Consider the following 22656-nt stretch of genomic DNA (forward strand, 5'->3'; position numbering starts at 1 on the left):
ATGCCATGGCGGATCATAACAAGGAGTTCCTGCAAAAGCTGCTCGTCACGTTTCGTGTCGAGGCGCAGGAGCATGTGCAAGATACCGTCGCCAGCCTGGTCTTGCTGGAACAGGCTGGACCGGACGCGCGCAAGGGCCTTGTCGAACGCATACTGAAAAGGCTGCACACGCTGAAAGGGGCGGCACGGGCGGTCACCCTGACGGAACTGGAAATGCTTTGCCATACGATGGAAAGCGTATTTTCGGAGCTGCACAAGTCGCCGCAGGCGCTGCTGCCGGAGCAATTCGATCTTGCCCACCAGGCCGGCACTATGATGCAGGCGTTGGTCGAGAACCCTTCCGGCCGGGTACGCAACCAGGCTGCCAGCCTTGCGGCGCGGCTGGAACAGTTGGCCGAGCTTTTGGCGCAACCCGCACACGATACTCTTGAGGCGACGGCTACGCCAACGGCGTTCACGCCGCCGGAGGAAATCGGGCAAGCGGTCGAAGCGCGGGAGCCGTCCAGTTCTGAAATGATCCGCGTGCAGAGCAAGTACCTGGATGTCATCCGCTATCAGGCCGAAGCACTGTTATCGGTGGAGCTCAACCTGCAGCATCACCTCAATGATTTGCTGTCACTGGTCGACGACATCGCCATGCAACGAGAAGAGACCAGGATCGCAGAGGCGCCTTCCGGCGCCGCCATGCGCGCGCGGCGTTCCGGCACACGGATGCGGCCGCACGATGCACAGGTTCGTGGCGCGGATGCCGAGCAGTTCAACAGTCAGCTGGAGTTGCGCTGCCGGCGCCTGGCGGAATCCATGGGCAGAACCCGGCGCAATTTCTCGGTGATGCGTTCGAAGCTCATGGATGCCACCCTGGAGGTTGCGCTGGTGCCGTTCTCGCTGGTGCTGCAGCAACTGCCGGGATTGGTTCGCAACCTTGCCCGCAGCCAGGACAAGGAAGCCGTGCTGGCCATCGAGGGAGACGGCGTGCAAATAGACCGACGCATCCTGGACACGGTGCGCGAAGCGCTGATCCATCTCGTCACCAATGCGGTCGACCACGGGATAGAAACGACTGAACAAAGGCAAGCCAAGGGTAAGCCGCCTGCCGGCGTGGTGCGCGTCAGTATTGCCCAGCTTGGTGGCAACCGGGTATCGGTACTGGTCCGGGACGATGGCGCAGGCATCGATATCGGCCAGGTGGCCGCGGCGGCCGCGCAGGCGCAGCACCTGGATGCCGCCCAGATCGCCGCTTTCGGCAACCAGCAGAAGTTGAACCTGGTGCTGCTGGCAGGGGTATCGACCAATGCCAACGTCACACAAACCTCCGGGCGTGGCGTCGGGCTGGCGATCGTTGCCGAACGGGTCGCGGCGGTGGGCGGCGAACTGTCGATCGAGAATGCACCGGGCGCCGGCTGCGCATTCAAGCTGGTGTTGCCGATGCGGCTCGCGACGTTACGGGGATTGGTGCTGCGCATCAGTGGCATGCAATACGTGCTGCCTCTCACTGGGCTGGAAAGCGTGCGTGCGCTCAGGGACGGCGATATCCAGACAGTGGAAGGCCGCGAGACATTGCTGGCCGGCGGGCGCGTCGTGCCGGCCGTGCGATTGGGAAGCTTGTTGGGACTGGCCCGGCGCGGCAATACCGGCATGGCGGAGGAAAGCGTCGCCGTCATCGTGCGCATGGCAGACACTGTGCTGGCCTTGCTGGCCGATGAAATCCTGGCTGAACAGGAAGTGCTGCCCAAGAGCCTGGGCAAGCAGCTGCGGCGCGTTCGCTATATTTCGGGCGCAACCATGCTGGGGGATGGCAGCCTGGTGGCGATACTCGGGCTGGACGATATCGTCAAATATGGATTGAGTCATGCGGGTGCGACGCTCCAGGCTGACAGCGTCGGTGCCGACGAGGGGCGCATGAAGCGCGTGCTGGTGGCGGAAGATTCCATCACATCGCGCCTGCTCTTGAAGCATATCCTCGAAAGCGCGGGCTACCAGGTCGACACTGCGGTCGACGGGCTGGATGCCTTATCGAAATTGCGGCATGAAGATTTTTCCCTGCTCGTCAGCGATATCGAAATGCCGCGCATGGATGGCCTGGCATTGACCGAACGGTTGCGTGCCGACCCGAAGACGGAGAACTTGCCGATCGTGCTGGTGACTTCGCTGCAGTCGCCCGCTGAAAAGGAAAGAGGCTTGCACGCCGGCGCCGATGCCTACGTCGTCAAAGGCGCGTTCGACCAGGATGGCTTGCTGTCGACGATAAGGCGGCTGATATGACGGAAAAGAACGGAAGGACGCGGGTGCTGGTGGTCGACGACTCTGCTTCGGTGCGCGAACTGCTCGTGCACATACTCGCCGCCGATCCGGCAATCGACATTGTCGGCTGTGCCGCGGATGGAGAAGAAGCGCTCAGGATGGTGCAGGAAAAACGGCCGGACGTGATCACCATGGACTTGCATATGCCGAACCTCGACGGCATTGAGGCGACGCGCCTGATCATGCAGGCTTGTCCGACGCCTGTCGTCATCGTCAGCGGCAGCGCCAGCCGCGCTGACGTGGACGCCAGCTTCCGTGCCATCGAGGCCGGCGCCCTGGTGGTCGTGCAGCGCCCGTCCGGCGCGGACCAGCCGGCGCATCAGGCATCGGCAAGCGCGCTGCTGCGCGCAGTCAAGTCGATGGCTGAGGTAAAAGTGGTGCGTCGCTGGCCCAAGGAGCGGCTGCGCAACAAGGCGGCAGCGGATTTGCAGGAAGCTTGCGCGTCATCGGCGGTGTCGAGAAGGCTGGCGCTCATCGGCGCTTCCACCGGCGGCCCGGCGGTCATACGGGAAATCCTTGCCGAAATTCCCGCCGGATGCGCCATGCCCATCGTGATCGTGCAGCACATGTCTTCCGGCTTCGTTGAAGGATTCGCGCAGTGGCTCTCTTCTGCCAGCAAGTTTCCCGTCTCGATTGCAAAGCATGGCGACATGCTGGCGGATGGCCTCGCCTATCTTGCCCCCGACGGTTTTCAGATGGGGATTACCCGGGACTTGCGCATTTCGCTGGTTCGCGCGGCGCCGGAACATGGCATGTGCCCGTCGGTTTCCTACCTTTTTCGTTCCGTAAAAAAGGAACTCTGTCGCAATACGGCCGCGGTCCTGCTGACCGGGATGGGCAAGGATGGTGCCGTGGAACTGCGGCGCCTGAAGGATGACGGCGCCGTGACGATCGTGCAGGACCGCAGCTCCGCCGCGGTCTATGGCATGCCCGGCGAAGCGATCAGACAGGATGCCGCGCAAATGATCCTCGCGCCGGCAGAAATCGGAAAGGTGCTGCGCATGTTTGCACAGAACATGACGGCGCGACTGCCTCTGGCTGGACAGGAAGGAAAATAAATGAACAACAATATCAATCAACCCAACCTCATTCCAGAAATTTTGATCGTCGAAGATAGCGAGACGCAGGCCAACCAGCTCGCGCATCTCCTGTCGCACAACGGCTATCGCGTCCGCGTGGCGAAAGATGGCGCCGCAGGCCTGATCCAGGCGAGGCAGACAAAGCCGACCTTGATCATCAGCGACATCGCCATGCCGCATATGGATGGTTTCGAGATGTGCCGCGAGCTGAAGAAAGACGAGGATCTTCAGGATGTGCCGGTCATTCTCCTGACTGCCTTGAGCAGCCTGTACGACGTGATCAAGGGGCTGGATTGCGGCGCTGATAATTTCATTCGCAAGCCTTTTGAAGAGAAAAACCTGCTGAGCCGGATCCGCTTCATTCTTGCCAATCACGAATTGCGCAGCAGCGAGCGGGTGCAGCTCGGAATGAAGATCAGCCTGGGCGGGCAAACCCATTTCGTGACGGCGGAACGGCAGCAGATTTTCGACCTTCTCATCTCGACTTACGAAGAAGCGATACAGATGACGGAAGAATTGCGAGCGCAGCAGCGGCAGATCGCGCGCTCGTACCAGTCCATCGAAGGGCTGTACCAGATCGCGGCAACGCTCAACCCGGCGATCACGGAACAGGAAGTCGCCGAAAAGGCGCTGGAGCGCGCGCTGGATCTTCCGGGCGTGACGGGCGGATGCATCAGGTTGTTCGATGCCGATGATAGGTTTCGCACGGTGGCGGCGCATGGCCTTGATTTTCAGGCATCCTTGTCTGCAGCCTGCTCAGGTTGCATTTGCCATGACAAGCTTGTCGCCGGCACCTTGCAATCTGCCGAAGTCGTCGAGTGCCCGTTCCTGGCAAAACATCATTCCTCCGACCCCTCGGCAAGGAGCCATGTCAGCGTGCCGCTCACCGTGGGGCAGCGCACGCTCGGCGTGATGAACCTGACCGGCGATCTGAAGTCGATATCTCGCGATGAGGATTTTCAGGTACTCGATACGGTAGGCAACCAGATCGCAGTAGCGCTGGAGCGCGCAAATCTGTATGCCCACATGGAGCACTTGGTTCAGGAACGGACCGAAGCTCTCCAGGCCGAGCGGAACCAGCTCTCCGCCGTGGTGAATACGACGGGGGCGCTGGTGGTTCTGATCGATACGCAAGGGCGCATCGAAGCATTCAACCCGGCCTGCGAGAATGCGCTCGGATGGCGGCGCGACGAAGTACGCGGCCGCTATTTCTTGGACTTGTTCATGAGTCCTGAACGCGTGGAACGCGCTAAGGCCTACTACGAGAAAATGGTGGCAGGGGAATTGCCTCCGGAAGTGCACACCGAATGGCTCGCCCGCGACGGCAGCAAGCGCAATATCCTCTGGTCTCCGACATTTCTGCGCAATCCCGACGGCTCCATCCAGTATTTCCTGGCTACTGGGATCGATGTCAGCGAGTTGCGGCAAGCCGAAGAGAAAGTTCAATACCTTAGCAACTTCGACATGCTGACTGGCTTGCCTAACCGCGTCCTGTTCAAGGCTACGTTAGCGCTGCTGCAGGATATGGCTACCAGCGACAAGTGCATCGGTGGACTGATGATGATCGATTTCCCGCGCCTTCCATTTATACGGGAAAGCCTGGGCGGAAAAGTCGAGCAGGAGTTGCTCCTGCAAATTGCCGGCAGAATCCGGGAGTGGGGTAATGAGCCGAGCCGGAGGTTCGCCCGCCTGGGTGACAGCAGCTTTGCCGCCATGGACGTGGGGCAGAGTGCCGCAGAATTCGCCGGCGTCGCACGGCAACTGCTATCGCAGCTCGATCAGGCTTTCCTAGTCCAGCAGCAGGAACTGCATCTGGAAGCATTTATCGGGATTGCCGTTTATCCCAACGACAGCCAGGATTTCGACACGCTGGTTCAATGCGCGGAAGTCGCCATGCGCCGCGCACACGACAGCAAGACAATGCGGTACGAGTTCTATACGCCCGAATTGAACCGCGGCGCGAATGAACGCTTCAAACTTGAAAGCGATCTGCGTCGCGCCGTGGGCCAGGATGAGCTGGTGCTGCACTACCAGCCGCAGGTCGATCTGCGCACCGGGCGCGTAGTGGGAATGGAAGCGCTGATTCGCTGGCAGCATCCGGAATTCGGATTGATCCCGCCAGGCCGCTTTATCGCCATTGCCGAGGAAACCGGATTGATCGTGCCGATCGGCGCATGGGTGTTGCGGACTGCCTGTGTCCAGATCAGAGAGTGGCAGCGCGCCGGCCAGAGCGAGCTACGTATCGGCATTAACCTCTCTGCCCGCCAGTTCGAGCAGCATGACCTCGCCAGCATGATTGCCGCGGTGCTGGAGGAAACCGGCCTGGAAGCCCGCTTCCTTGACCTTGAACTCACCGAAAGCATGGTCATGAAGGACGTGGAAACCGCGATCGGCATCCTGAACGATTTGAAAACATTGGGCGTTCAGCTTTCCATCGATGATTTCGGCACAGGGTATTCCAGCCTTTCCTATCTCAAGCGCTTTCCCATCGATGTGTTGAAGATCGACCAATCGTTCGTGCGGGGAATTGCGCAGCATTCGAATGATGCGGCCATTTCGGGAGCCATCATCTCAATGGCGCACAGCCTGGGCATCCGGGTGATTGCCGAAGGCGTGGAAACCGAAGAACAGTGCGCCTACCTGTCGCAGAAATTGTGCGAGGAAATCCAGGGTTATCTGTTTTCCGAACCCCTGCCGGCAAGCGAGATTGAAGTCTTGCTAAGAGATGGGAAACAGTTGCCGATGCATCTGTTGCGGCAAAAGCAGCAACCGATGCTGCAGGTCGCTTCCTAGTCAAACGCAAAATTATAAAAAATGGAAAATGCCGTGCGCGTGCCGGTATCGATTTCAAGCGTAAGCTTGCGGGAAATCGTATAGCGCAGCAGCAGGACGCTGCTGGCGCTTTCCAATCCCTGCTCAATGCCGATGTGCAGGCGTGACGAGACTTGCTTGCCGGCTGTGATAATGCGTTGCTGAAGCGTGCCGCTGCTGGTTCCCAAGCTGAGCTGGTCCAGTCCCAGGGCGCTCGCCAATCCTGCCTGCACTCCGGCCGCCGCGCCCTGGCCCAGCAACGCGCCGGCCGCTCCCTGCAAGGCAGCAAGATCGCCGCCTCCTGTCGTGGCGTCGAGGCCGCGGCCCAACACCAGCCAGGAAAGCTTTTCGGCATCGGCCACGGGTGGCTCCGACACCAGCACGATGCGCGGAGAGCGCGCGGTGCCCAGCACGGCGACGCCGGCTTCGACCTGCTGGCCGCGACGCATGGCCAGGATATCCAGGCCAGGGTTGCCGGGGGCGCCATTAAAATAGAGCAGACCTTTTTCGATGCTGAGTTCGCGGCCATAGGCGGCAAACGTGCCGCGCTCGACACGCATGGCGCCTTGTGCCTTGAGCGCCTCGCCGGTGTTGTTCTTGAACTGTACCTGTCCCACCAGCACGGCATTCAAGCCATGGCCGCGCACGGTGACGCCTTCACCCAGGCCGATGACGACGTCCAGTGCAGGCGGTGCGGAAGGCTTGGAGGATTTTTGACCGGCAATCACCACGTCGTCGGAAAGCGATGGCTTGTCAGCCTGACCAAGGTCGAAAAAGCCGGAATCGGCAAAAAAGCCACCGCTGGCTTGCAGGCGTCCTTCGCGATACACCACGTTGCCATTGCCGCTGATGACCAGCTTGCGGTCACTGCGCGTCAATAAGGGATAGCGATCGGACTTGATCGCCAGCTGAGCATCGGGCTGCGTGCCGGCCAGATCGATCGGTCCGCTGACGGCAAGCTGGCCGCCATTGCTGACGAATGCCAGGCTTTGCAGCAGCAGGCGGGTATCCTGGAAGCTGGCATCGAGACTGCCGCCGCGCAAGTCCACGCCCAGGTCGGGCAGCGCCAGGCGCAGGAGCTGTCCCTTGATTTGGCCTGCCAGGCGGGGCGTGCCCACATTGCCAGCCAGTTGCACTTCACCATTCACGCTGCCTTCGGCAATGGCGGTGGGCGCCAGCAGCGGCGCGACCCAGCGCAGCGAGGGCACCGAAATGCGCGCAGTGCCGGAGAGCGCCGATTGCGGCGTGATGCCCATGCGGACGCTGTTGTCCATGGCAACACCGGTATTGATGTCGATGGTGCCGAGGTTGCTGCCGTCGGCATGCAGTTCCAGCTGCAGCTTGCCATTATCGGCATTGGCGCGTGCTTCGAGGCGTTGCAGGCCGAGCGTGACCGGCGCCGCGCCGCGGGTGGAAAGGTCGCCCCGTTCGCGCCGGATCAGGATGCTGCCGCGCGGCGTGCCGGCCAGCGTGACATTCCATTCCCCGCCGAACTGCAGGTCGGTGCGGATGTCCGGCTGCGGTTGCAGGTAGGCGAGGAGCGATGCCAATGGCAACTGTTCAAAGCGCCCGCTGGTTTGCATGCCTTTCTCATCCCGGCTGAACTGCTCGATAGCCAGCAATGCGCCATCCATCGTCATGCGGAATTGCCGCAGGTCGATACGCTGGGGAGAAACATCCAGGGGCGAGGGCGCCGCGAGCTGGGCTTGCAGACGTCCTGTGGCGTTGAATTGCTCGATGCTGCCTTGCCAGCGCATTTTTTGCGCTTGCAGTGCGCCTGCCGCTTGCACTTGCCATTGCTGTCCCGGCTGCGCCAGCTTGGCGGTGATCGTGTGGCGGCCGGTAGTGCCTTGTGTATCGATGTTGATGCTGTCGATGCGGTTGCCCGCCAGCGTCAGCTGTTGCGCCTGTAACTGCAACACAAGAGGCGCGTCGGCGGGGGGGGCGAAGCGCACCGCGGCGTTGAGATCCTGCGCCTGCAGCGCGCCGCTGACGAGCCCTTTGGCAACCGCCTCAAGCTCCACGCGGCTCACGATCAATGAAGCCTTGCGGTCCAGTTGTACTTCACCCTTGCCTTGCGAACTTTCCAGTTGCGTCATGCCGGGCAGGCGCAGGCTCGCGGCTTGCCATTGCGCGATGATGAGCGGACGGATGAAGCTGCCGCGCGCATTGCCGCTGACTTGAAGCGAACCGGCAAATTCCGGCCCAATCTGGTCGAGCTTGGGCGCCTCCAGCGTATAGCGCAAGTCGCCGCGATCGGCCTCCAGGCGTCCCGCGACATCGAGCCGGTTGGCGCCGGCGACAAGCATCAATTTGGGAATGTCGAGGCTGTCGGCGCGAAGACTGGCGCGGCCTTCTCCCTTCAGCGGCTGGCCCGCCAGACGGCTGTCGGCGATGGCGAAGTCGAGATCGGCGCTTGGCTGGGGCGACAGCGCGCCGCGCAGCGAGAATTTGCCATTCAGGTAGAGGTCGGGCAGCTTGGCAAACTGGCCAAGGTCTTGCAAATGGAAACGCGTGACGTTGCCATCGGCGGCGAACTCCCGCTTGCCATTCAATTGCAGCTTGCCGCTGGCGCGCAATTCGCCATCGCCAAGCTTGAGGCTGGCGCGCTCCAGAGCCAGCGCTTCGTTCGCCAGCATTGCTTGCGCCGACAGGGCGAGGCGGCGGCGTTGCAGAGGTTCGACCATGTCGAGATTGAATTCCTGGCGGCCAGATTCATGGCGGATGCCGGCGCTGCCGGTCAGGTGGGTTTCCAGCATCCGCTCGTCGAGGCGGTGCAAATCGAGCGAAGCAGTCGTTACCGCCAGGTTGAGCGCGCCACGAAACAGCCGCCCGCTGCCTTGCAGTTCGCCAGCCGCTTGCTTCGCCGTGCCCAGCGAAGCGACGATGCTGTCCAGATACAGACCTTCGGCGTCTTGCCGAAAGCGCGTCGATAGCGAGCGCAATGGCAGCCGGCCTGCATCGTACGTGCCCGCTTCTTGATTGGTGATCGTCAGCGTGCCATCGTTGTCGTCGGCAACCAGCGTGCCGTCGATACGGGTTTGCGGCAGCGTCGCCAAGAAAGCGGCGAGATCCAAATTTTGGGCCTGAATCCGGGCATTCTGCAGCGGGGCATCGCCGAAGGGCTGCAAAGTGGCTTGTCCCTTGACGCTGGCGGCGCCGATGGCCAGGTCCACGGCGGCTTGCAACTGCGCGAGGCTGCCGTCCAAGCGGATCTGGCCAGTGCCGGCAATGTCTTGTTCGTTGGCGCGCGCGTCGGCCCGGGCATGAAATTCGCCGCTTAAGGCATAAGGCTTGGCATCCGCAAGCGTGAGCTGGCCCTGCAGGTCGCCGCGCAAGCCATCCGGCGTTGCCTTGCCGGCGGCATCGCTGCTGGCGGCAGCCATGCTTGACGCTGCCAGCTTGTCCAGGGTGAAGCGGTAGCGGTTTTTATCGTAATCCATGCGCATCGAAAAGCCGCCCAGCTCGATGACATTGAGCGCCCCCCAGTTGAGCGTGCCGCGATCGACTTGCAGGCGCTCGACCGTCAGCTTCAGCGGCAGCGAAAGGTCGGCAGGCATCGACGCTGGTTCGGACGGCTGGCCGATGCGCTGGCGCAGCAGGATAGTGCCGACGCGCAGACTGGTGACATGCAGGTGCCCCTGAAAAAGCGCCTGCGGCCGCCAGTCCAGGCGAACATCCTGCAGTTCGGTATCCATGCCGGTGCCCTGGAGGCGCAACTGCCTGGCTTGCAACGGGCCGATCAGCCGGCCTGCAATGCCTTGTGCCTGCAACTTGCCGCCGGTGATTGAGGCTGCCACGCTCAGCACCGTGCGCGCGCCGCCGGTCGTGCCGCCCAGCCAGCCCAATAGCGCCAGCAAGGCAAGTATGACGATTGCCGAGATGAGCCAGGCGCGGCTGCGGCGCGGTGGCATGGTAACTTCAGAAGACATAGCCGACGGAAAAATGCAGTTGAGGTTGGCCGGTCGCGTGACCGTAGGCCAGGTCGACGTTGACCGGCCCGATCGGGCTGCGCCAGCGTGCGCCGATGCCGGTGCCATGGCGGAACTTGAAGTCACGCCAGCTGTCGGCGGCATTGCCGGCGTCATGGAAGAGGGCCGCGCCCCATTGCGGCGTGATCCGGTACACGATTTCCGCGCTCAGCACGGCGACGACCCGGCCACCGACAATCGCGCCACCCTGTTCCACGCCCAGGGTGTTATAGCCGTAACCGCGCACCGTCTGACCACCCCCGGTGCGGAACAGCAGGTCGCTCGGCACCTCGCGGCGATCGGCAAAAAACACTTGCCCTGTCTCGCCGCGCAGCACGGCTTGCCAGTTGCGATCGATTGGCCGCAGCCAGTTGGCGCGGGCCGCCACCCGCACGATATTGGCTTCGTTGATAAGGCCTTTCGGCCCGGCGCCGAATTCGATGCCCGCGACATAGCCGCGGCGCGGATTGATCAGGTTATCGAGCCGCCGTTGCGTATAGCTATAGCCGGCCATCAGGGCTTGCCGGAAATTGACGGTGGCATCCGGCAGGTGCTGCCTGTCGGCGTAATAGAAGATGCCGTAATTCCGCTCATCGATCTGGCTGACCGTGCTCATGCGCGCGCCAGCGCGGATTTTGTCGTTGATCTCGTTGGCGATGTTGGTGCGTTCGATGCGCGTGTTGAAGTTGGGGACCCAACCGTCTTTACGGACCGGCAGGTAAACGGACGTGTCCAGCAAGCCGGTTTCGCGGTTGATTTCCAATTGCGACTGCAGGCGCCAGCCGCGCTGCAGGAAATTGCGGTCCAGCCATTTGGCCTGCGCGCCGGCGCCGGTGTCGGTGGAAAACCCAAGGCCGAGGGCAAGCTGCTTGCGCGGGTTTTCCGCCACGTTCAGTTTGACCGGCACCTGCTGCGGATGCGCCGGATCGACATCGATGCTGGGGAAAACCGAGTTGAAATAGCCGGTATCGTTGAGGCGCGACTGCAGCTCGTTGAGCTTTTCCTGCGAATACCGGTCGCCCGGACGGATCGGATTGAGGCTGTCGATCATGTCGCGCGAATAACGCTGCAAGCCTTCGACCTGCAACTCGCCGAACGTGAATGCCGGGCCGGAATCGACGTCGATGCTAAGCTGGGCGCGCCGGCGCTCGGGCTCGATGCGCGCTTGGCTAGCCGTAATCGAGGCAGCCGGATAATCTCGCACAAGCAAGCCCCTGAGCAGGGTATTCTTGGCATCGTTCCATGCTGCCTGGGTAAATCGTTCTCCCTGCTTGAGTCCCCACTGCCGCCGCAAGCGCTCGATCCGCTGCGGGAATTCCTGGACGACCGGGCCGTGGAAGCGGATCTCGACCGTGTCGATGGTCGTCGGCTCACCCAACTCGATATGAAACCGCGCCACCGGTTCGCCATCTTCCGTTGTCATGTTTTCAGTGATGACCGGCGAAAAGTAGCCTTCGGTCGCCAGCAATTCACGGATTTGTTGCGGCGTGATGCTGGCCAGGCGGCGCCATTCATCCTCGTTCATGTCCGCATCGTCCTGATGGCGGCGGATATCGAGATGGCGCTCGAGCAGTTCGTCAAAGTTGCCCGCGCCGCTGAGCCTGACGGTATAGGCATGAGCCGGCCCCGCCAGCGACAGCAGCAAGCCCAAAGCGCACAGCATGCGGCGCAGCAGGAGATGCGGCTGATGGCAAGACACCGTGGAAGTCCTCGTTGTATAAGCGTGTGGTTGCAGAGTGAATGAGCAGCGAAAATGCCACGGGAGTAGTTGACAAGTAGGCATTGTAAATTACTTTGCCAGCTTGGCATTGCGCTTGGGTAAGCCGACAGAGGGCGCGCCTGGGTATAAAAAAACCGCTGCCGGAGGGCAGCGGTCAAAACTCCAGATCTCGGAGAAAGAGAGGAGACGCACACGACATAAGATCGCATGAATGCCATCCCGGAGTATGTGCTTGCGCAGGATGACTGCTCGCCCGGGTTGACGCAGCCAGAATAACCGTCGTTGGTGACAGGCGTATGACGACATAGATCGAGTGATTTGTACGGTTTGGGCGACAAGCATTCTTCGATGTCGCGATGAAGAAGATTTGCGAAAATTCATTACGCTGTCATAAATGACGGTTACGATAGCTTTATCCGTTATACATGCAACCGATATGCTTGATGACGGACCGGTGTGCCGAGCCCGCCAACCCGGGCTGGGCACCCCAGCCACCCCGCCCACCTTGCTCGATAATCCTCGTTCAGTAATCCTTCTTCGGTAATCTTCCCAGCCAGCCAGCCATTCATTCTTTCATCACCTATATATTCAATTTTCCGCGCCGGTAGCCGGCATGGTCTTCAGATTGAACCGTGATTTTTTCTATCTTCAACCGGTCGCTACAAGCGGGCCGAGTCTGGTGTATCCTGATTCGCTCATTGCATTGACCAGGTAGACGGGGGAAGCGCATGTTGGCTGCGGTGGATTTGGGTTCGAACAGCTTTCGATTGCATGTCGGCAGACAGGATGGCGACGCGATCCGCATCGTCAAGAGCGAGCGCGATCCGATCAGGCTCGGCGCCGGACTTGACAGCAATATGTGCCTGACCGAGGAAAAGATGCAGGCCGCGCTGGCATCGCTGGCGCGCTTTCGCACGATTCTGCAGGCCTATCCCCTGGAAGCGGTGCGCGTGGTGGCGACCAATACCATGCGCATCGCGAAGAATGCCGCGACATTCCTGCCTCTGGCGGAAAAGGCGATCGGCTATCCGATCGAAATCATTTCCGGAGAAGAGGAGGGCAGGCTGATCTACATGGGCGTGGCCAGCGTCCTGGGCTCATCCCAAGAGCGGCGGCTGGTGATCGATATCGGCGGCGGCTCCACTGAAATGATTTTGGGCCAGGGCGTTTCCATCGAATTGGTGGAATCCTTCAGCATCGGCACGGTCGGTCACAGTCATACCTATTTCCCGGATGGGTACATTACCGAAGAAGCTTTCGACAAGGCCATTCTGGCGGCGCGCAGTCATTTCGAAAATGATGTGCCGGCATATGTGGCCCGGCAATGGGATGGCGTGTATGGCTCCTCGGGGACCATCCGCGCGATTGCCGATGCGATTGCCAAGAATGCGCTGGGCGACGGCAAGCTGACTTATCAAAACATGGAATTGCTGAAGGCGCGCCTGATCGAATTTGGCCATGTCAGCCGCATCAGTTTGCTGGGCATGAAGCCGGACCGCGCCGCCATCATCATGGGCGGCCTTGCGGTGCTGATGGGGGCGTTGCGCGAGCTTGGCGTCGACAGCATGATGCCGATCGAAGCCGGCCTGCGCATGGGCGTGCTGAGCGACCTGCAATTGCGCGCCACGCGGCGCGACCGCCGCGAACAATCGGTGCAGGATTTTCGCGAGCGCTTTGCCATCAATAGCGAGCGCGCCGACCGGGTCGCGCAGATCGCGTCCACTCTCTACGCGCAACTGAAACCCGCATCGAATGCCTATGAGCGCCAGTTATATTGGGGCGGGCAGTTGCATGAGCTGGGCATGGCGGTGTCGCACAGCGGTTATCACAAGCATGGCGCCTACATGATCGAGAACGCCGACTTGCCGGGCTTTACCTCGGGCGAACAGCGCCTGCTCAGCAAGCTCGTGCTGGGCCAGAAAGGCAACCTGCGCAAGCTCAATGGCGTGCTGGCCGATCCGGATTTCAGCAAGGCGGTACTGGCGCTACGCCTGGCGGTCATGCTCATGCATTCGCGCATCGATGTGCTGGCGGACGAGCTGCGTGTCCGTATGAAAAATAAGATCGAGCTGGAAATCAAGTCCGAGTGGATCCGTCGCCACGCCACGCTGGCTTACTGGATCGAAAAAGAACAGGAGTGGTGGTCGCAGGTCGGCGTGGAATTCCTGATGCGGGACTGAGCAATTCCTGGCGTGCCGCGCTTGAATTCCATCGCCATGAAAGCGTTGATGGAGCGTCTCCCTCATAATGTAACAACGCCTGGCCATGTGTTACTCGGAGCGAGACTTCGTCCCAGTCTATTTCATGACCAGTTCCGGAGAGACGACAGCTTTCAGGATGGTGTCGATGTCGCCGCCATCCCGCTCGCGCCGGGCAAGCCACCAGACGTTGGCTTTGCGGACTGTCCAATCCTGGACAGTTCCAGTCAGGATCAGCGCGGCAGCCTGACCCAGCGTAGGCTGATGTCCCACCAGAAGAACAGGCTCTTTGGCATCGGGCCAGTTGGCTGCCGCCAGTAGCGCCTGGGGCGTCGCATCTGGCGCGATCTCGGAGCAAATCTTGAACTTGCGCTCCAGCGCCTGCGCAGTCTGCACCGTGCGTACCGTCGGACTGACCAGGATGCGGCAGCGGCTGGGCTGGTTACGCTCCAGCCAGCGCGCCATTTTCTGCGCCTGACGGATGCCCTTGGCAGTCAGGACGCGGCCTTCGTCGGGTTCGCCTGCTTCAGCTTCCGCATGCCGCCAGAGTAGAATTTCCATGATTATTTGGAGAGCGGTGTACCCAGGGTCTGCATCAGTAATTGTTGTGCACCGCACGCCTTTTGCTTGCCGCGCGGCTTCTTATGATGATAGCGGCCATCGGCATCGAGTTCCCAGGCATTCACATTATCCTTGAGATAAGGATTCAAGCCTTCGTTGATCACGCGTTTCTTGAGCGTCTTGTCCAGCACCGGGAAAGCCACTTCGATGCGGCGGAACAGATTGCGGCTCATCCAGTCGGCGCTGGATAAATACACATCGTGGGCCAGGTTGTTGCGGAAGTAAAAAATCCGGCTATGTTCCAGAAACCGCCCGACAATCGAGCGCACCCGAATGTTTTCCGACAGGCCCGCAACGCCAGGCCGCAAGGCGCAGGCGCCACGCACGATCAGGTCGATCTTCACGCCGGCGGAAGAGGCCGCATACAGTGCCCGAATGACCGATTCATCCAGCAGCGCATTCATCTTGGCGATGATGCGTCCAGGCTTACCTTCCCTGGCAATTGCGGCTTCATTCTGGATGGCGCGGATCAATTCCTTTTGCAGCGTGAACGGCGCCAGCCACAAGTGGTTAAGCTTCTTGGGCTTGGCGAGGCTGGTCAGGTGCAAAAACACTTCATTGACGTCGCGCGTCAGTTCGGGCCTTGCGGTCAAGAGCCCGAAGTCGGTGTAAAACTTGGTGGTGGTCGGATGATAATTGCCGGTGCCGAGATGGGCGTAGTAGCGCAGGCCGTTTTCTTCGCGGCGCAATACCAGCGCCAGCTTGGCATGGGTTTTCAAACCCACCACGCCGTAGACCACTTGCGCGCCGACCCGCTCCAGCCTTTCTGCCCAGTTGATGTTGGCCGCCTCGTCGAAGCGCGCCATCAATTCCACCACCACGGTCACTTCCTTGCCGCGATGGGCAGCGGCGATCAGCGCTTCCATCAAGTCCGAATTCATGCCGGTGCGGTAAATGGTCTGCTTGATCGCCAAGACATTCGGATCGCCGGCGGCGCTGCGGATGAAATCGACCACCGGCTGGAATGACTGGAAAGGATGATGCAGCAGCACATCCTGCTTGTGCAGAATCGAGAAGATGCTGCCATCGGACAGCCGCGCCGGGAAAGACGGATGAAATGGCGAAAAGCGCAGCGTCGGCTCGCTGATGTGATCCGCCATTTCGATCAGCCGCACCATGTTGACCGGACCATCGACGTGATACAAACGCCGTGCCGGGATGGCGAATTGCTCCAGCAGGAAATGCGACAAGTGTTCCGGACAGTTTTTTGCGACTTCCAGGCGCACGGCAAAACCGAAGGGGCGCGTCTGCAACTCGCTCTGCAAGGCTTCGCGCAGGTTCTTGACTTCCTCGTCATCCACCCACAGGTCGCTATTGCGGGTGACGCGGAATTGCGAATACCCGAGCACTTCGCGCCCGGAGAAAAGATCGGCGATATGGGCGTGGATCACCGACGAGAGCAGGCAGAACACCATGCCGCCATCGGACAGCTCGGGCGGCAGCTTGATGACGCGCGGCAGAACCCGTGGCGCCTTGAGGATGGCAATGGCGGTGGCGCGGCCGAAGGCATCCTTGCCCGCCAGTTCGACGATGAAGTTCAGGCTCTTGTTGACGACCTGGGGAAAGGGGTGCGCCGGGTCGAGTCCGATCGGCGTCAGGAGCGGCCTGACTTCGCGCTCGAAATACGATCTGACCCAGGCGCGCTGCGCGTCATTGCGATCCTCGTGCCGCAGCAGGCGAATGCCATGCGACGCCAGTTGCGGCAGAATTTCCTGGTTCAGCACGGCATACTGGCGCTCGACCAGTGCATGGGATTCGTCGGCGATGCGTTCCATCGGCTCCGCAGCCGGCAAGATGTTCGGCGTGCCATCGCGCTGGTTCTGCGCCAGCAGGCTGGCGATGCGCACTTCGAAGAATTCATCCAGGTTGCTGCTGACGATGCACAGGTAGCGCAGGCGTTCGAGCAGAGGTATGGCCGGATCCTCCGCCTGCGCCAGCACGCGGCGGTTGAATGCGAGTTGGGATAGTTCGCGATTCAGGAATATGTCCGTGCTGCCGGTCGCCGCGCTGGATTTGCTGGCTGATTTGTTGGCGCCGCGCGTGCGGTTCGATGAAGTTGACATGATGGCTGAATCGCTCTGGCTGGATATCAGGTTGACGCTGATAAGTGTTATTGATTTTATGTTTCAGTAATCTGTGAACTTCAGCACTCCGCTCCTAGATGCACTTTAGCCAAACACACTGGCAAACACCGTGCCGCTTATTACTTAATTCTGAAGCAATGCACGGTGGTATGGCTTTTCATATTGTAAATTCACTATATTACATTTTGATGACTTCGGTACAGATACCGATGTGGCAATGTAACGTCAGTTTAATCTTGAGGACAATGTAATAGAGGCGTCATATTTAGTGATTACAGTGCACGCAGTACTTTAACAATGGCAAGGAGTCATAATGCGTTTGCACAAATTCGTCCCCTCCCTGGTTCTGGCTGCCGGTGTCGCCCTGAGCGGCGTTGCCCAAGCCGCCGACATCACCGGCGCCGGCGCGACCTTCCCGTATCCGATCTATTCCAAGTGGGCCGAAGCCTATAAGCAGGCCAGCGGCAATGGCATGAATTACCAGTCCATCGGTTCCGGCGGCGGCATCAAGCAAATCAAGGCCAAGACCGTCGACTTCGGTGCTTCCGACATGCCTCTGAAAGCCGAAGAGCTGGATAAGGAAGGATTGATGCAATTCCCCGCCATCATGGGCGGCGTGGTGCCAGTGGTGAATTTGGATGGCATTGCTCCGGGCCAGTTGAAGCTCTCCAGTGCTGCCATTGCCGGCATTTACCTGGGCAAGGTCACCAAGTGGAATGCTCCGGAAATCGTTGCCGACAACCCGGGCATAAAACTACCGGGTGAAGAGATCACAGTGGTGCACCGCGCCGATGGGTCTGGCACTACTTTCCAGTTCACCGATTACCTCTCCAAGGTCAATGCCGACTTCAAGGCGACGGTGGGTTCCGGCACGGCCGTGAAGTGGCCGACCGGCATGGGCGGCAAGGGCAATGAAGGCGTCGCCGCCAATGTCCAGCGCATCAAGAATTCAATCGGTTATGTGGAATACGCCTATGCCAAGAAAAACAAGATGGCCCATACCCAGATGAAAAACCGTGATGGCCAGTGGGTGCAGCCGGATGACGAGACTTTCAAAGCTGCCGCTGCCGGCGCGCAATGGGACAAGGCACCCGGATTTGGCGTGGTCTTGACCGACCAGGCAGGCAAGCAAAGCTGGCCGATCACCAGTGCCTCCTTCATCATCATGCACAAGGTGCAGGCAGATGCGGCCAAGGGCAAGGAAGTGCTGAAATTCTTTGACTGGGCATTCAAGAATGGCGGCGCCATGGCAGCGGACCTGGACTATGTGGCCATGCCGCCGGCGGTGGTCAAGCTGATCCAGGACGCCTGGAAAGCCCAGCTCAAGGATGCCGCCGGCAAGGCCGTGTGGTAAATCGCTGCAACATGAGGTAAGCCGCTGCTCGAATTGATGCGGCATCAAGGCTGGCACTTCGGTGAAGCGCGGCGCGATAAATGCGCCGGATTTGATGAGATAAATCCCTTGCGCCGCACTTTCACTGAATAAAACAGAATTATTCCACACAAAATCAGGCGAAATCCGACACGAAATAAACGTCAGCCGCCTTTTTCGCTTCGAACTTCACCTCACCACTGCACGTCGACGCCGCAAATGCCTGGGAGAGTTTATAGGCCAGCGGACCATCATCGAACCGATAGCCGACTTGGCAGCTGTACAGAGTCGCAAAGCCAGACCACGGCATAATCACTTTCCCGAGGGCGCGGTCGTTGCCGCAGATGTTTTCGAAGTAGAACTGCTCCTTCGACAGGCGCTCAGCCAGCTCCTCTACAGAGACTGAGTGGGCGTTCTTAAGAATCCCATCCCAACGCTCCCGGCAAGCCACAAAATAACCGACGATATCGGCGTTCCCCTTGGTCAACTCTTCAATAATGCTTCGCATAATGGCCTCATTTTTATTGTTCAAAACAGACCGCCAAGCGCTTCAGGCTCCCAATTGAGGATAACCAGCTCCTTGCTGGTCGACGCCTCGCCATGGTTATTGGCCACCGCATACTTGATATCGAGGCCAAACATGTGAAAGCCGTCAAAGGCTTGCCGGATGTCCGGGTGGTCGTTAATGCTGACCATCACCTTGCCTTTGCATTTTCGCATGATCTCAGCCATTTCCAGGTACTGCTCAAAGCCGAAATCGACGCCATAGCCTTCCGTCTGCCAGTACGGCGGATCAAGGTAAAAGAACGTATGAGCGCGGTCGTAGCGCTTCATACAGTCCTGCCACGGCAAGTTCTCGACATAGGTGCCACCCATTCTCAGGTGTGCCGCGCTCAGGCTCTCCTCGATGCGACATAGATTGATGGCTGGGCCGGTGGTGGCCGTGCCGAAGGTCTGACCAGCCACCTTGCCGCCAAAGGCGTGCTGCTGCAGGTAAAAGAATCGGGCGGCGCGCTGGATGTCAGTCAGGATTTCCGGCCTGGTGACTTGTTGCCACTTGAAGATCTGCCGGCTGCTGATCGCCCACTTGAACTGCCTGACGAATTCCTCCAGGTGGTGCTGAACGACCCGGTACAGGTTCACCAGGTCGCCATTGATATCGTTGATGACCTCGGTTTCCGCCGGCACCGGCCGCAGGAAATACAGCGCGGCGCCACCGCAAAACACCTCCACGTAGCATTCATGGGGTGGAAATAAGGGGATCAGCTTGTCAGCGAGGCGGCGCTTTCCGCCCATCCAGGGGATGATCGGGCTTGGATTGTCCATGTATTGCTCCATTCACAGACGCTCCAGGGCGCTCATTTTCGAGGCTCTCGGCCTTCAAATGATTCATTGTGCCGCAGCGTGGGCACTTGATTTGGAGGCGCTGGTACTCCCCAGCGCCGAGCTTCTTGTTGCAATTACCGCAGCGAATTTCCTGCATGAAAGTATCTCCGTGCTAAACTTCGCCCGCCTCCGATCGGGGTGGCAGGGCCTTGGCGGAGCATGCAGTTACGGCTGCGTGCCGAGCGGCTGGTCCGATGTTGGCGCATCGGGCCGGTCGCCCTGTCTTTTTTTTAAAACCCTTTAGGCTTGGCAACGGCGCGCGTGAGCGCCATGAAGCCTTGCTGCAAATGCGTCTTGGCGATGCCGATCCAGCGGCCGGACTCCAGGGCGGTATCGAACTCTTCCCGATCACCCATCACTGCCGGCCGGGCGCTTTCCACCATCTTGACCTTGTCGACCAATAGCCGCGTCTTTTCGCCGTGCTCCTTGATTTCATTCATCAGGTCGATGTCTTCCTGAGACAGTTCACGGTAGCCGGCAATTTTTCTGTGCTGGTTATCCACGTATCATTCCTTTGCAAAGCTAGAGGTTAATAAAGTGAACCTTTAAGGTCTTACATGCTGGCCGCGCGGATCAAACGGATCCAGCAGAACATGGGCCAGCCAGTTGGTAAGTTGAAGTCGCCAGCCAGCAGTCGGAATGGCTTTCTTCGTCCCAAACTTGTACCGCTCCAGGCGCGACGTCAGCAGCGCTTCACGAGGCAGGTCCAAAAACATGACCGTGCCCCAGATGACATTCAAAAGGAAGTCACAGAGCAGACCGAAGTACAGCAGTGGCGTGGCGATGAACACGGCGACAGCCGGCAAAGTGCCGTTATCGCGGGCACGTTGCAAATTCATGATCGCCAAGTACTGTACCCAGGCGAAGGAGGCATCGAGGAGAAACAGTGCCGGCAGCAGCAAGGCCAGCATCATCCAGGAGATCGCGCCAAAGCACGCGCAGAGGATAAAGATCAGCGCAATCATCCCAACACCTCCCGGAAAGCGGTTTGTACGGCAGTCGGCGCATTTGCGGCAATACGCTTGTATTCCGCCATGATGGCCAACTTCATTTCTTGATAGGTTTGCGCAGCCAGAAATGCTGGCAACTCGGTAACAGCAAGCGCCGCCTGGCGCGCTTCGCTCACAGCCACCACGGTCGGCTCATCACTGGCGAAAAGTGCATCGAATCCAATCCCCGCCAAGGCATCAAGGATAGGCTTGCGCTGAGTCCGGATATCGGCCAACGCGCGCGCGCGGACTTCTTGCAAACTTTCAGCTGGCGGATCGACCAAAACAGGATAGCCGCTCTCATTTGCCTCGATGCGCTTGCCTTGCGACTGCCCTGCCATAAGCTCACTATGGTATTCGTTAGTGATTTCGACGGCGTCAGCAGGAATTTTGCTGTCCTGATTTGGCACCTCGATCATCGGCGCGTCAGGATTTGGCACCATATATCGATCCAATGTCTCACCAGTCTCAGGATCAGTGTCTATCTGCTCGATTTCTTTCGGCTCAAATGCCGGATCGACGATCTTGATAATGCGCGCGCCATGAATGGACTCGTTATAAAAGCCGTTTGTTGATTTTGAGTAGAACGTCATATCCCGCCCTTTTTAATAACCAATTGCATAAAACGCCACTGCTTCAGCGACGCGAGTGCCTGTTGTCGTGCTCCACATTTCAAATCCGAAGTTAGAAGAGGACACGCCGAACAAAGTGGCTGATCGCGCCGAACCAGTCGCAATTGGCGCAACGAGAACTTGTAGCGCCGCGTTCGGGAAAGCGAGTGGGTACGTCATCGTTTGCGCCCCCGAAGCTGAGGCCGTACCGTTCCCCCATTGAATAATTAGTCCGCTTGGCAACCGCTGCCACCCGCTTGCAATGGCGTTGACGTTAAACCCGCCCGTTCTATACGACAGCCCAGAACCGCCAATGACTAGGTAAAGCGTTCCAGCAGACACCAGTTCAAGCGTTTCATTATTTCCGAGAATAAATGTATTACTGTCCTGCGTGGGCGTGCCGATAGTGCCGCCACCTGCAACGGACAGCGTCAACTTAAAATTTGTTGGGTTATAAATTATAAAAGTCGACCCTGTCGCGACATCGCTTGCCGCCGGTAGCGTTATTGCCCCGTTAGCGGCTGTCCCGTAGCGGAGAACTTTACCGACGTGCGAAGCGTTCAAGGTTGCGCCAGGAGCGACAATTTCAACACTCCGCTTCGTGCCAGAAGCCCGCTGTAGGGCCTCCATAGTTGCCACCTTCGTGCTAACGTCAAATTGCGCAGGGGTCGGAGCAGTCGGCGAAACAGTGAATGCGGCATTATTCAAACGCGCATATGTCTGGTTCAAGGCTGTCACGAACTGGTCATAGTCCCCATCCGATAGAACAAGCCCGGCCTGCTCGATGGTCCGAACAATCGCTTCCTGGATATGGTTAAAGAACAGCGCCGACAAATAAGTCGGATCGGATACCCCAGGCACAGCAGCCTTGAAGCCATCCTTACCTGCGCCAAAAAGATCAACCGCCCGGTTGGCGGTGGCAATTCGTTTCATGGTTAAGCTCCCACATAGTTAAAAAGCACGATCCCCTCAGCTGGCTGCAGCTTGGTGATCAGACACTCAAGCGGTCCCTGCTTGTAAAAATCCACCGGCTCCTCGCATGAGGACTCAGCACTAAATTGCGTGTGGATGTCGGTTTGTCCAGGAACATTCATCTGCCAGGCGAACCGCCAGGATTCATCCCTGAAAGCACCCTCGCAGCTCATTTCGCAATTGGTTGGCTTGAACTTCGTGATCGTCACATTCGGGTAGCCGAGAGCGGCAGCGAGCCTGATGAAATACGACTTCGAGATCCCACCTGTCTCTGCCACCTTTGCAGCAAGCCGATTTCGGCGATCTGCCAGTGTTTCGACGGCGCCGCGACATTCATCTGGCAAGCCATATACCCGCTCCCAGTCCGGCAAAAGCATGCTGGTGGTACGCGGATCGATCTCCAGCAAGATCGCTTCAACCAACAGCTGGAAACCATCAAGCTGGTTACCTACGCCCTCCACATCGGCAGTGAGTGCCGCTCCGGACTTGTCATAGGCTTCGGAAGGCAGTAGCAACTTAAGAAGGTCAGCGTGGCGGCTCAT

Annotated in this window: 17 protein-coding genes; 5 read left to right on the forward strand and 12 right to left on the reverse strand. The window is 59.5% G+C overall.

Annotated features, from left to right (window positions below; translation table 11 throughout):
- Window positions 1-5 precede the first annotated feature (5 nt).
- From EDC30_RS04155 to EDC30_RS04165, 3 genes are read left to right on the forward strand one after another with little or no spacing between them, the layout of a single operon-like run.
- Window positions 6-2261 carry a hybrid sensor histidine kinase/response regulator gene (locus tag EDC30_RS04155; RefSeq protein WP_132257528.1) on the forward strand — a complete coding sequence of 752 codons (2256 nt, stop codon included), beginning with the start codon at window positions 6-8 and terminating at the stop codon, window positions 2259-2261.
- Window positions 2258-3358, forward strand: coding sequence for a chemotaxis-specific protein-glutamate methyltransferase CheB (gene cheB, locus EDC30_RS04160; protein WP_132257529.1), 1101 nt, complete (start codon window positions 2258-2260; stop codon window positions 3356-3358). Before EDC30_RS04155 ends, cheB begins: the two co-directional genes overlap by 4 nt.
- Window positions 3359-6172 (forward strand): GGDEF/EAL domain-containing response regulator, encoded by a 2814-nt coding sequence (locus tag EDC30_RS04165; RefSeq protein ID WP_132257530.1) that lies wholly within the window; start codon window positions 3359-3361, stop codon window positions 6170-6172. It abuts the gene before it with no gap.
- On the opposite strand, the gene EDC30_RS04170 is transcribed toward EDC30_RS04165, so the two are convergent.
- Together EDC30_RS04170 and EDC30_RS04175 are read right to left on the reverse strand one after the other, a co-directional pair.
- Window positions 6169-10104: a translocation/assembly module TamB domain-containing protein gene (locus tag EDC30_RS04170; RefSeq protein ID WP_165973719.1), complete on the reverse strand. Its 3936-nt coding sequence runs from the start codon at window positions 10102-10104 to the stop codon at window positions 6169-6171. The genes EDC30_RS04165 and EDC30_RS04170 overlap by 4 nt on opposite strands.
- 7 nt (window positions 10105-10111) lie before the next feature.
- On the reverse strand, window positions 10112-11860 hold the full coding sequence (locus tag EDC30_RS04175) for an autotransporter assembly complex protein TamA (protein WP_165973720.1): 1749 nt from the start codon (window positions 11858-11860) through the stop codon (window positions 10112-10114).
- 749 nt (window positions 11861-12609) lie between these two features.
- Between EDC30_RS04175 and EDC30_RS04180 the strand changes: the two genes are divergently transcribed.
- Entirely contained in the window at window positions 12610-14061 is a 1452-nt protein-coding gene (locus EDC30_RS04180; protein ID WP_132257533.1) for a Ppx/GppA phosphatase family protein, read from the forward strand.
- Between the two features lie 117 nt (window positions 14062-14178).
- Here EDC30_RS04180 and EDC30_RS04185 read toward each other — a convergent pair whose 3' ends face one another.
- Together EDC30_RS04185 and ppk1 are read right to left on the reverse strand one after the other, a co-directional pair.
- On the reverse strand, window positions 14179-14640 hold the full coding sequence (locus EDC30_RS04185) for a SixA phosphatase family protein (protein WP_132257534.1): 462 nt from the start codon (window positions 14638-14640) through the stop codon (window positions 14179-14181).
- Between the two features lie 2 nt (window positions 14641-14642).
- Window positions 14643-16763, reverse strand: a complete 2121-nt coding sequence (gene ppk1, locus EDC30_RS04190; RefSeq protein WP_132257535.1) for a polyphosphate kinase 1 — start codon at window positions 16761-16763, stop codon at window positions 14643-14645.
- A gap of 334 nt (window positions 16764-17097) precedes the next feature.
- On the opposite strand from ppk1, the gene pstS reads away from it, so the two are divergent.
- Complete coding sequence (gene pstS / locus EDC30_RS04195; protein ID WP_132257536.1) at window positions 17098-18138, forward strand: phosphate ABC transporter substrate-binding protein PstS; 1041 nt, start codon at window positions 17098-17100, stop codon at window positions 18136-18138.
- 154 nt (window positions 18139-18292) lie between these two features.
- Here pstS and EDC30_RS04200 read toward each other — a convergent pair whose 3' ends face one another.
- The 8 genes from EDC30_RS04200 to EDC30_RS04235 form a co-directional block, all read right to left on the reverse strand.
- Window positions 18293-18664 (reverse strand): hypothetical protein, encoded by a 372-nt coding sequence (locus EDC30_RS04200; protein WP_132257537.1) that lies wholly within the window; start codon window positions 18662-18664, stop codon window positions 18293-18295.
- A gap of 20 nt (window positions 18665-18684) precedes the next feature.
- Complete coding sequence (locus tag EDC30_RS04205; protein ID WP_132257538.1) at window positions 18685-19482, reverse strand: DNA adenine methylase; 798 nt, start codon at window positions 19480-19482, stop codon at window positions 18685-18687.
- A complete protein-coding gene (locus tag EDC30_RS04210; RefSeq protein WP_132257539.1) occupies window positions 19427-19639 on the reverse strand; it encodes a Com family DNA-binding transcriptional regulator in 213 nt (70 codons plus the stop codon). Before EDC30_RS04210 ends, EDC30_RS04205 begins: the two co-directional genes overlap by 56 nt.
- Window positions 19640-19772: 133 nt before the next feature.
- Window positions 19773-20045 (reverse strand): Acb2/Tad1 domain-containing protein, encoded by a 273-nt coding sequence (locus EDC30_RS04215; protein ID WP_132257540.1) that lies wholly within the window; start codon window positions 20043-20045, stop codon window positions 19773-19775.
- Window positions 20046-20087: 42 nt separating this feature from the next.
- Entirely contained in the window at window positions 20088-20507 is a 420-nt protein-coding gene (locus EDC30_RS04220) for a hypothetical protein (RefSeq protein WP_132257541.1), read from the reverse strand.
- Complete coding sequence (locus tag EDC30_RS04225; protein WP_132257542.1) at window positions 20504-21124, reverse strand: hypothetical protein; 621 nt, start codon at window positions 21122-21124, stop codon at window positions 20504-20506. The genes EDC30_RS04220 and EDC30_RS04225 overlap by 4 nt, the downstream gene beginning before the upstream one ends.
- Before the next feature lie 12 nt (window positions 21125-21136).
- The gene (locus EDC30_RS04230) at window positions 21137-22075 is read right to left on the reverse strand and encodes a gp53-like domain-containing protein (protein WP_132257543.1); all 939 of its coding nucleotides are present in this window, start codon (window positions 22073-22075) and stop codon (window positions 21137-21139) included.
- Window positions 22076-22077: 2 nt separating this feature from the next.
- Window positions 22078-22656 (reverse strand): YmfQ family protein, encoded by a 579-nt coding sequence (locus EDC30_RS04235; protein WP_165973721.1) that lies wholly within the window; start codon window positions 22654-22656, stop codon window positions 22078-22080.

It is taken from the genome of Paucimonas lemoignei (genome assembly GCF_004342585.1).
In the GTDB taxonomy this organism is placed as follows: Bacteria; Pseudomonadota; Gammaproteobacteria; order Burkholderiales; family Burkholderiaceae_D; genus Paucimonas; species Paucimonas lemoignei.

What these genes read in the sequence shown, in the direction of transcription:
- EDC30_RS04185 (WP_132257534.1), bottom strand. Translation starts at nt 14,640, where the DNA reads ATGGAAATTCTACTCTGGCGGCATGCGGAAGCTGAAGCAGGCGAACCC.
- EDC30_RS04200 (WP_132257537.1), bottom strand. Translation starts at nt 18,664, where the DNA reads ATGCGAAGCATTATTGAAGAGTTGACCAAGGGGAACGCCGATATCGTC.
- EDC30_RS04180 (WP_132257533.1), top strand. Translation starts at nt 12,610, where the DNA reads ATGTTGGCTGCGGTGGATTTGGGTTCGAACAGCTTTCGATTGCATGTC.
- EDC30_RS04165 (WP_132257530.1), top strand. Translation starts at nt 3,359, where the DNA reads ATGAACAACAATATCAATCAACCCAACCTCATTCCAGAAATTTTGATC.
- ppk1 (WP_132257535.1), bottom strand. Translation starts at nt 16,763, where the DNA reads ATGTCAACTTCATCGAACCGCACGCGCGGCGCCAACAAATCAGCCAGC.
- pstS (WP_132257536.1), top strand. Translation starts at nt 17,098, where the DNA reads ATGCGTTTGCACAAATTCGTCCCCTCCCTGGTTCTGGCTGCCGGTGTC.
- EDC30_RS04220 (WP_132257541.1), bottom strand. Translation starts at nt 20,507, where the DNA reads ATGATTGCGCTGATCTTTATCCTCTGCGCGTGCTTTGGCGCGATCTCC.
- EDC30_RS04225 (WP_132257542.1), bottom strand. Translation starts at nt 21,124, where the DNA reads ATGACGTTCTACTCAAAATCAACAAACGGCTTTTATAACGAGTCCATT.
- EDC30_RS04235 (WP_165973721.1), bottom strand. Translation starts at nt 22,656, where the DNA reads ATGAGCCGCCACGCTGACCTTCTTAAGTTGCTACTGCCTTCCGAAGCC.
- EDC30_RS04205 (WP_132257538.1), bottom strand. Translation starts at nt 19,482, where the DNA reads ATGGACAATCCAAGCCCGATCATCCCCTGGATGGGCGGAAAGCGCCGC.
- EDC30_RS04210 (WP_132257539.1), bottom strand. Translation starts at nt 19,639, where the DNA reads ATGCAGGAAATTCGCTGCGGTAATTGCAACAAGAAGCTCGGCGCTGGG.
- EDC30_RS04230 (WP_132257543.1), bottom strand. Translation starts at nt 22,075, where the DNA reads ATGAAACGAATTGCCACCGCCAACCGGGCGGTTGATCTTTTTGGCGCA.
- EDC30_RS04170 (WP_165973719.1), bottom strand. Translation starts at nt 10,104, where the DNA reads ATGCCACCGCGCCGCAGCCGCGCCTGGCTCATCTCGGCAATCGTCATA.
- cheB (WP_132257529.1), top strand. Translation starts at nt 2,258, where the DNA reads ATGACGGAAAAGAACGGAAGGACGCGGGTGCTGGTGGTCGACGACTCT.
- EDC30_RS04155 (WP_132257528.1), top strand. Translation starts at nt 6, where the DNA reads ATGGCGGATCATAACAAGGAGTTCCTGCAAAAGCTGCTCGTCACGTTT.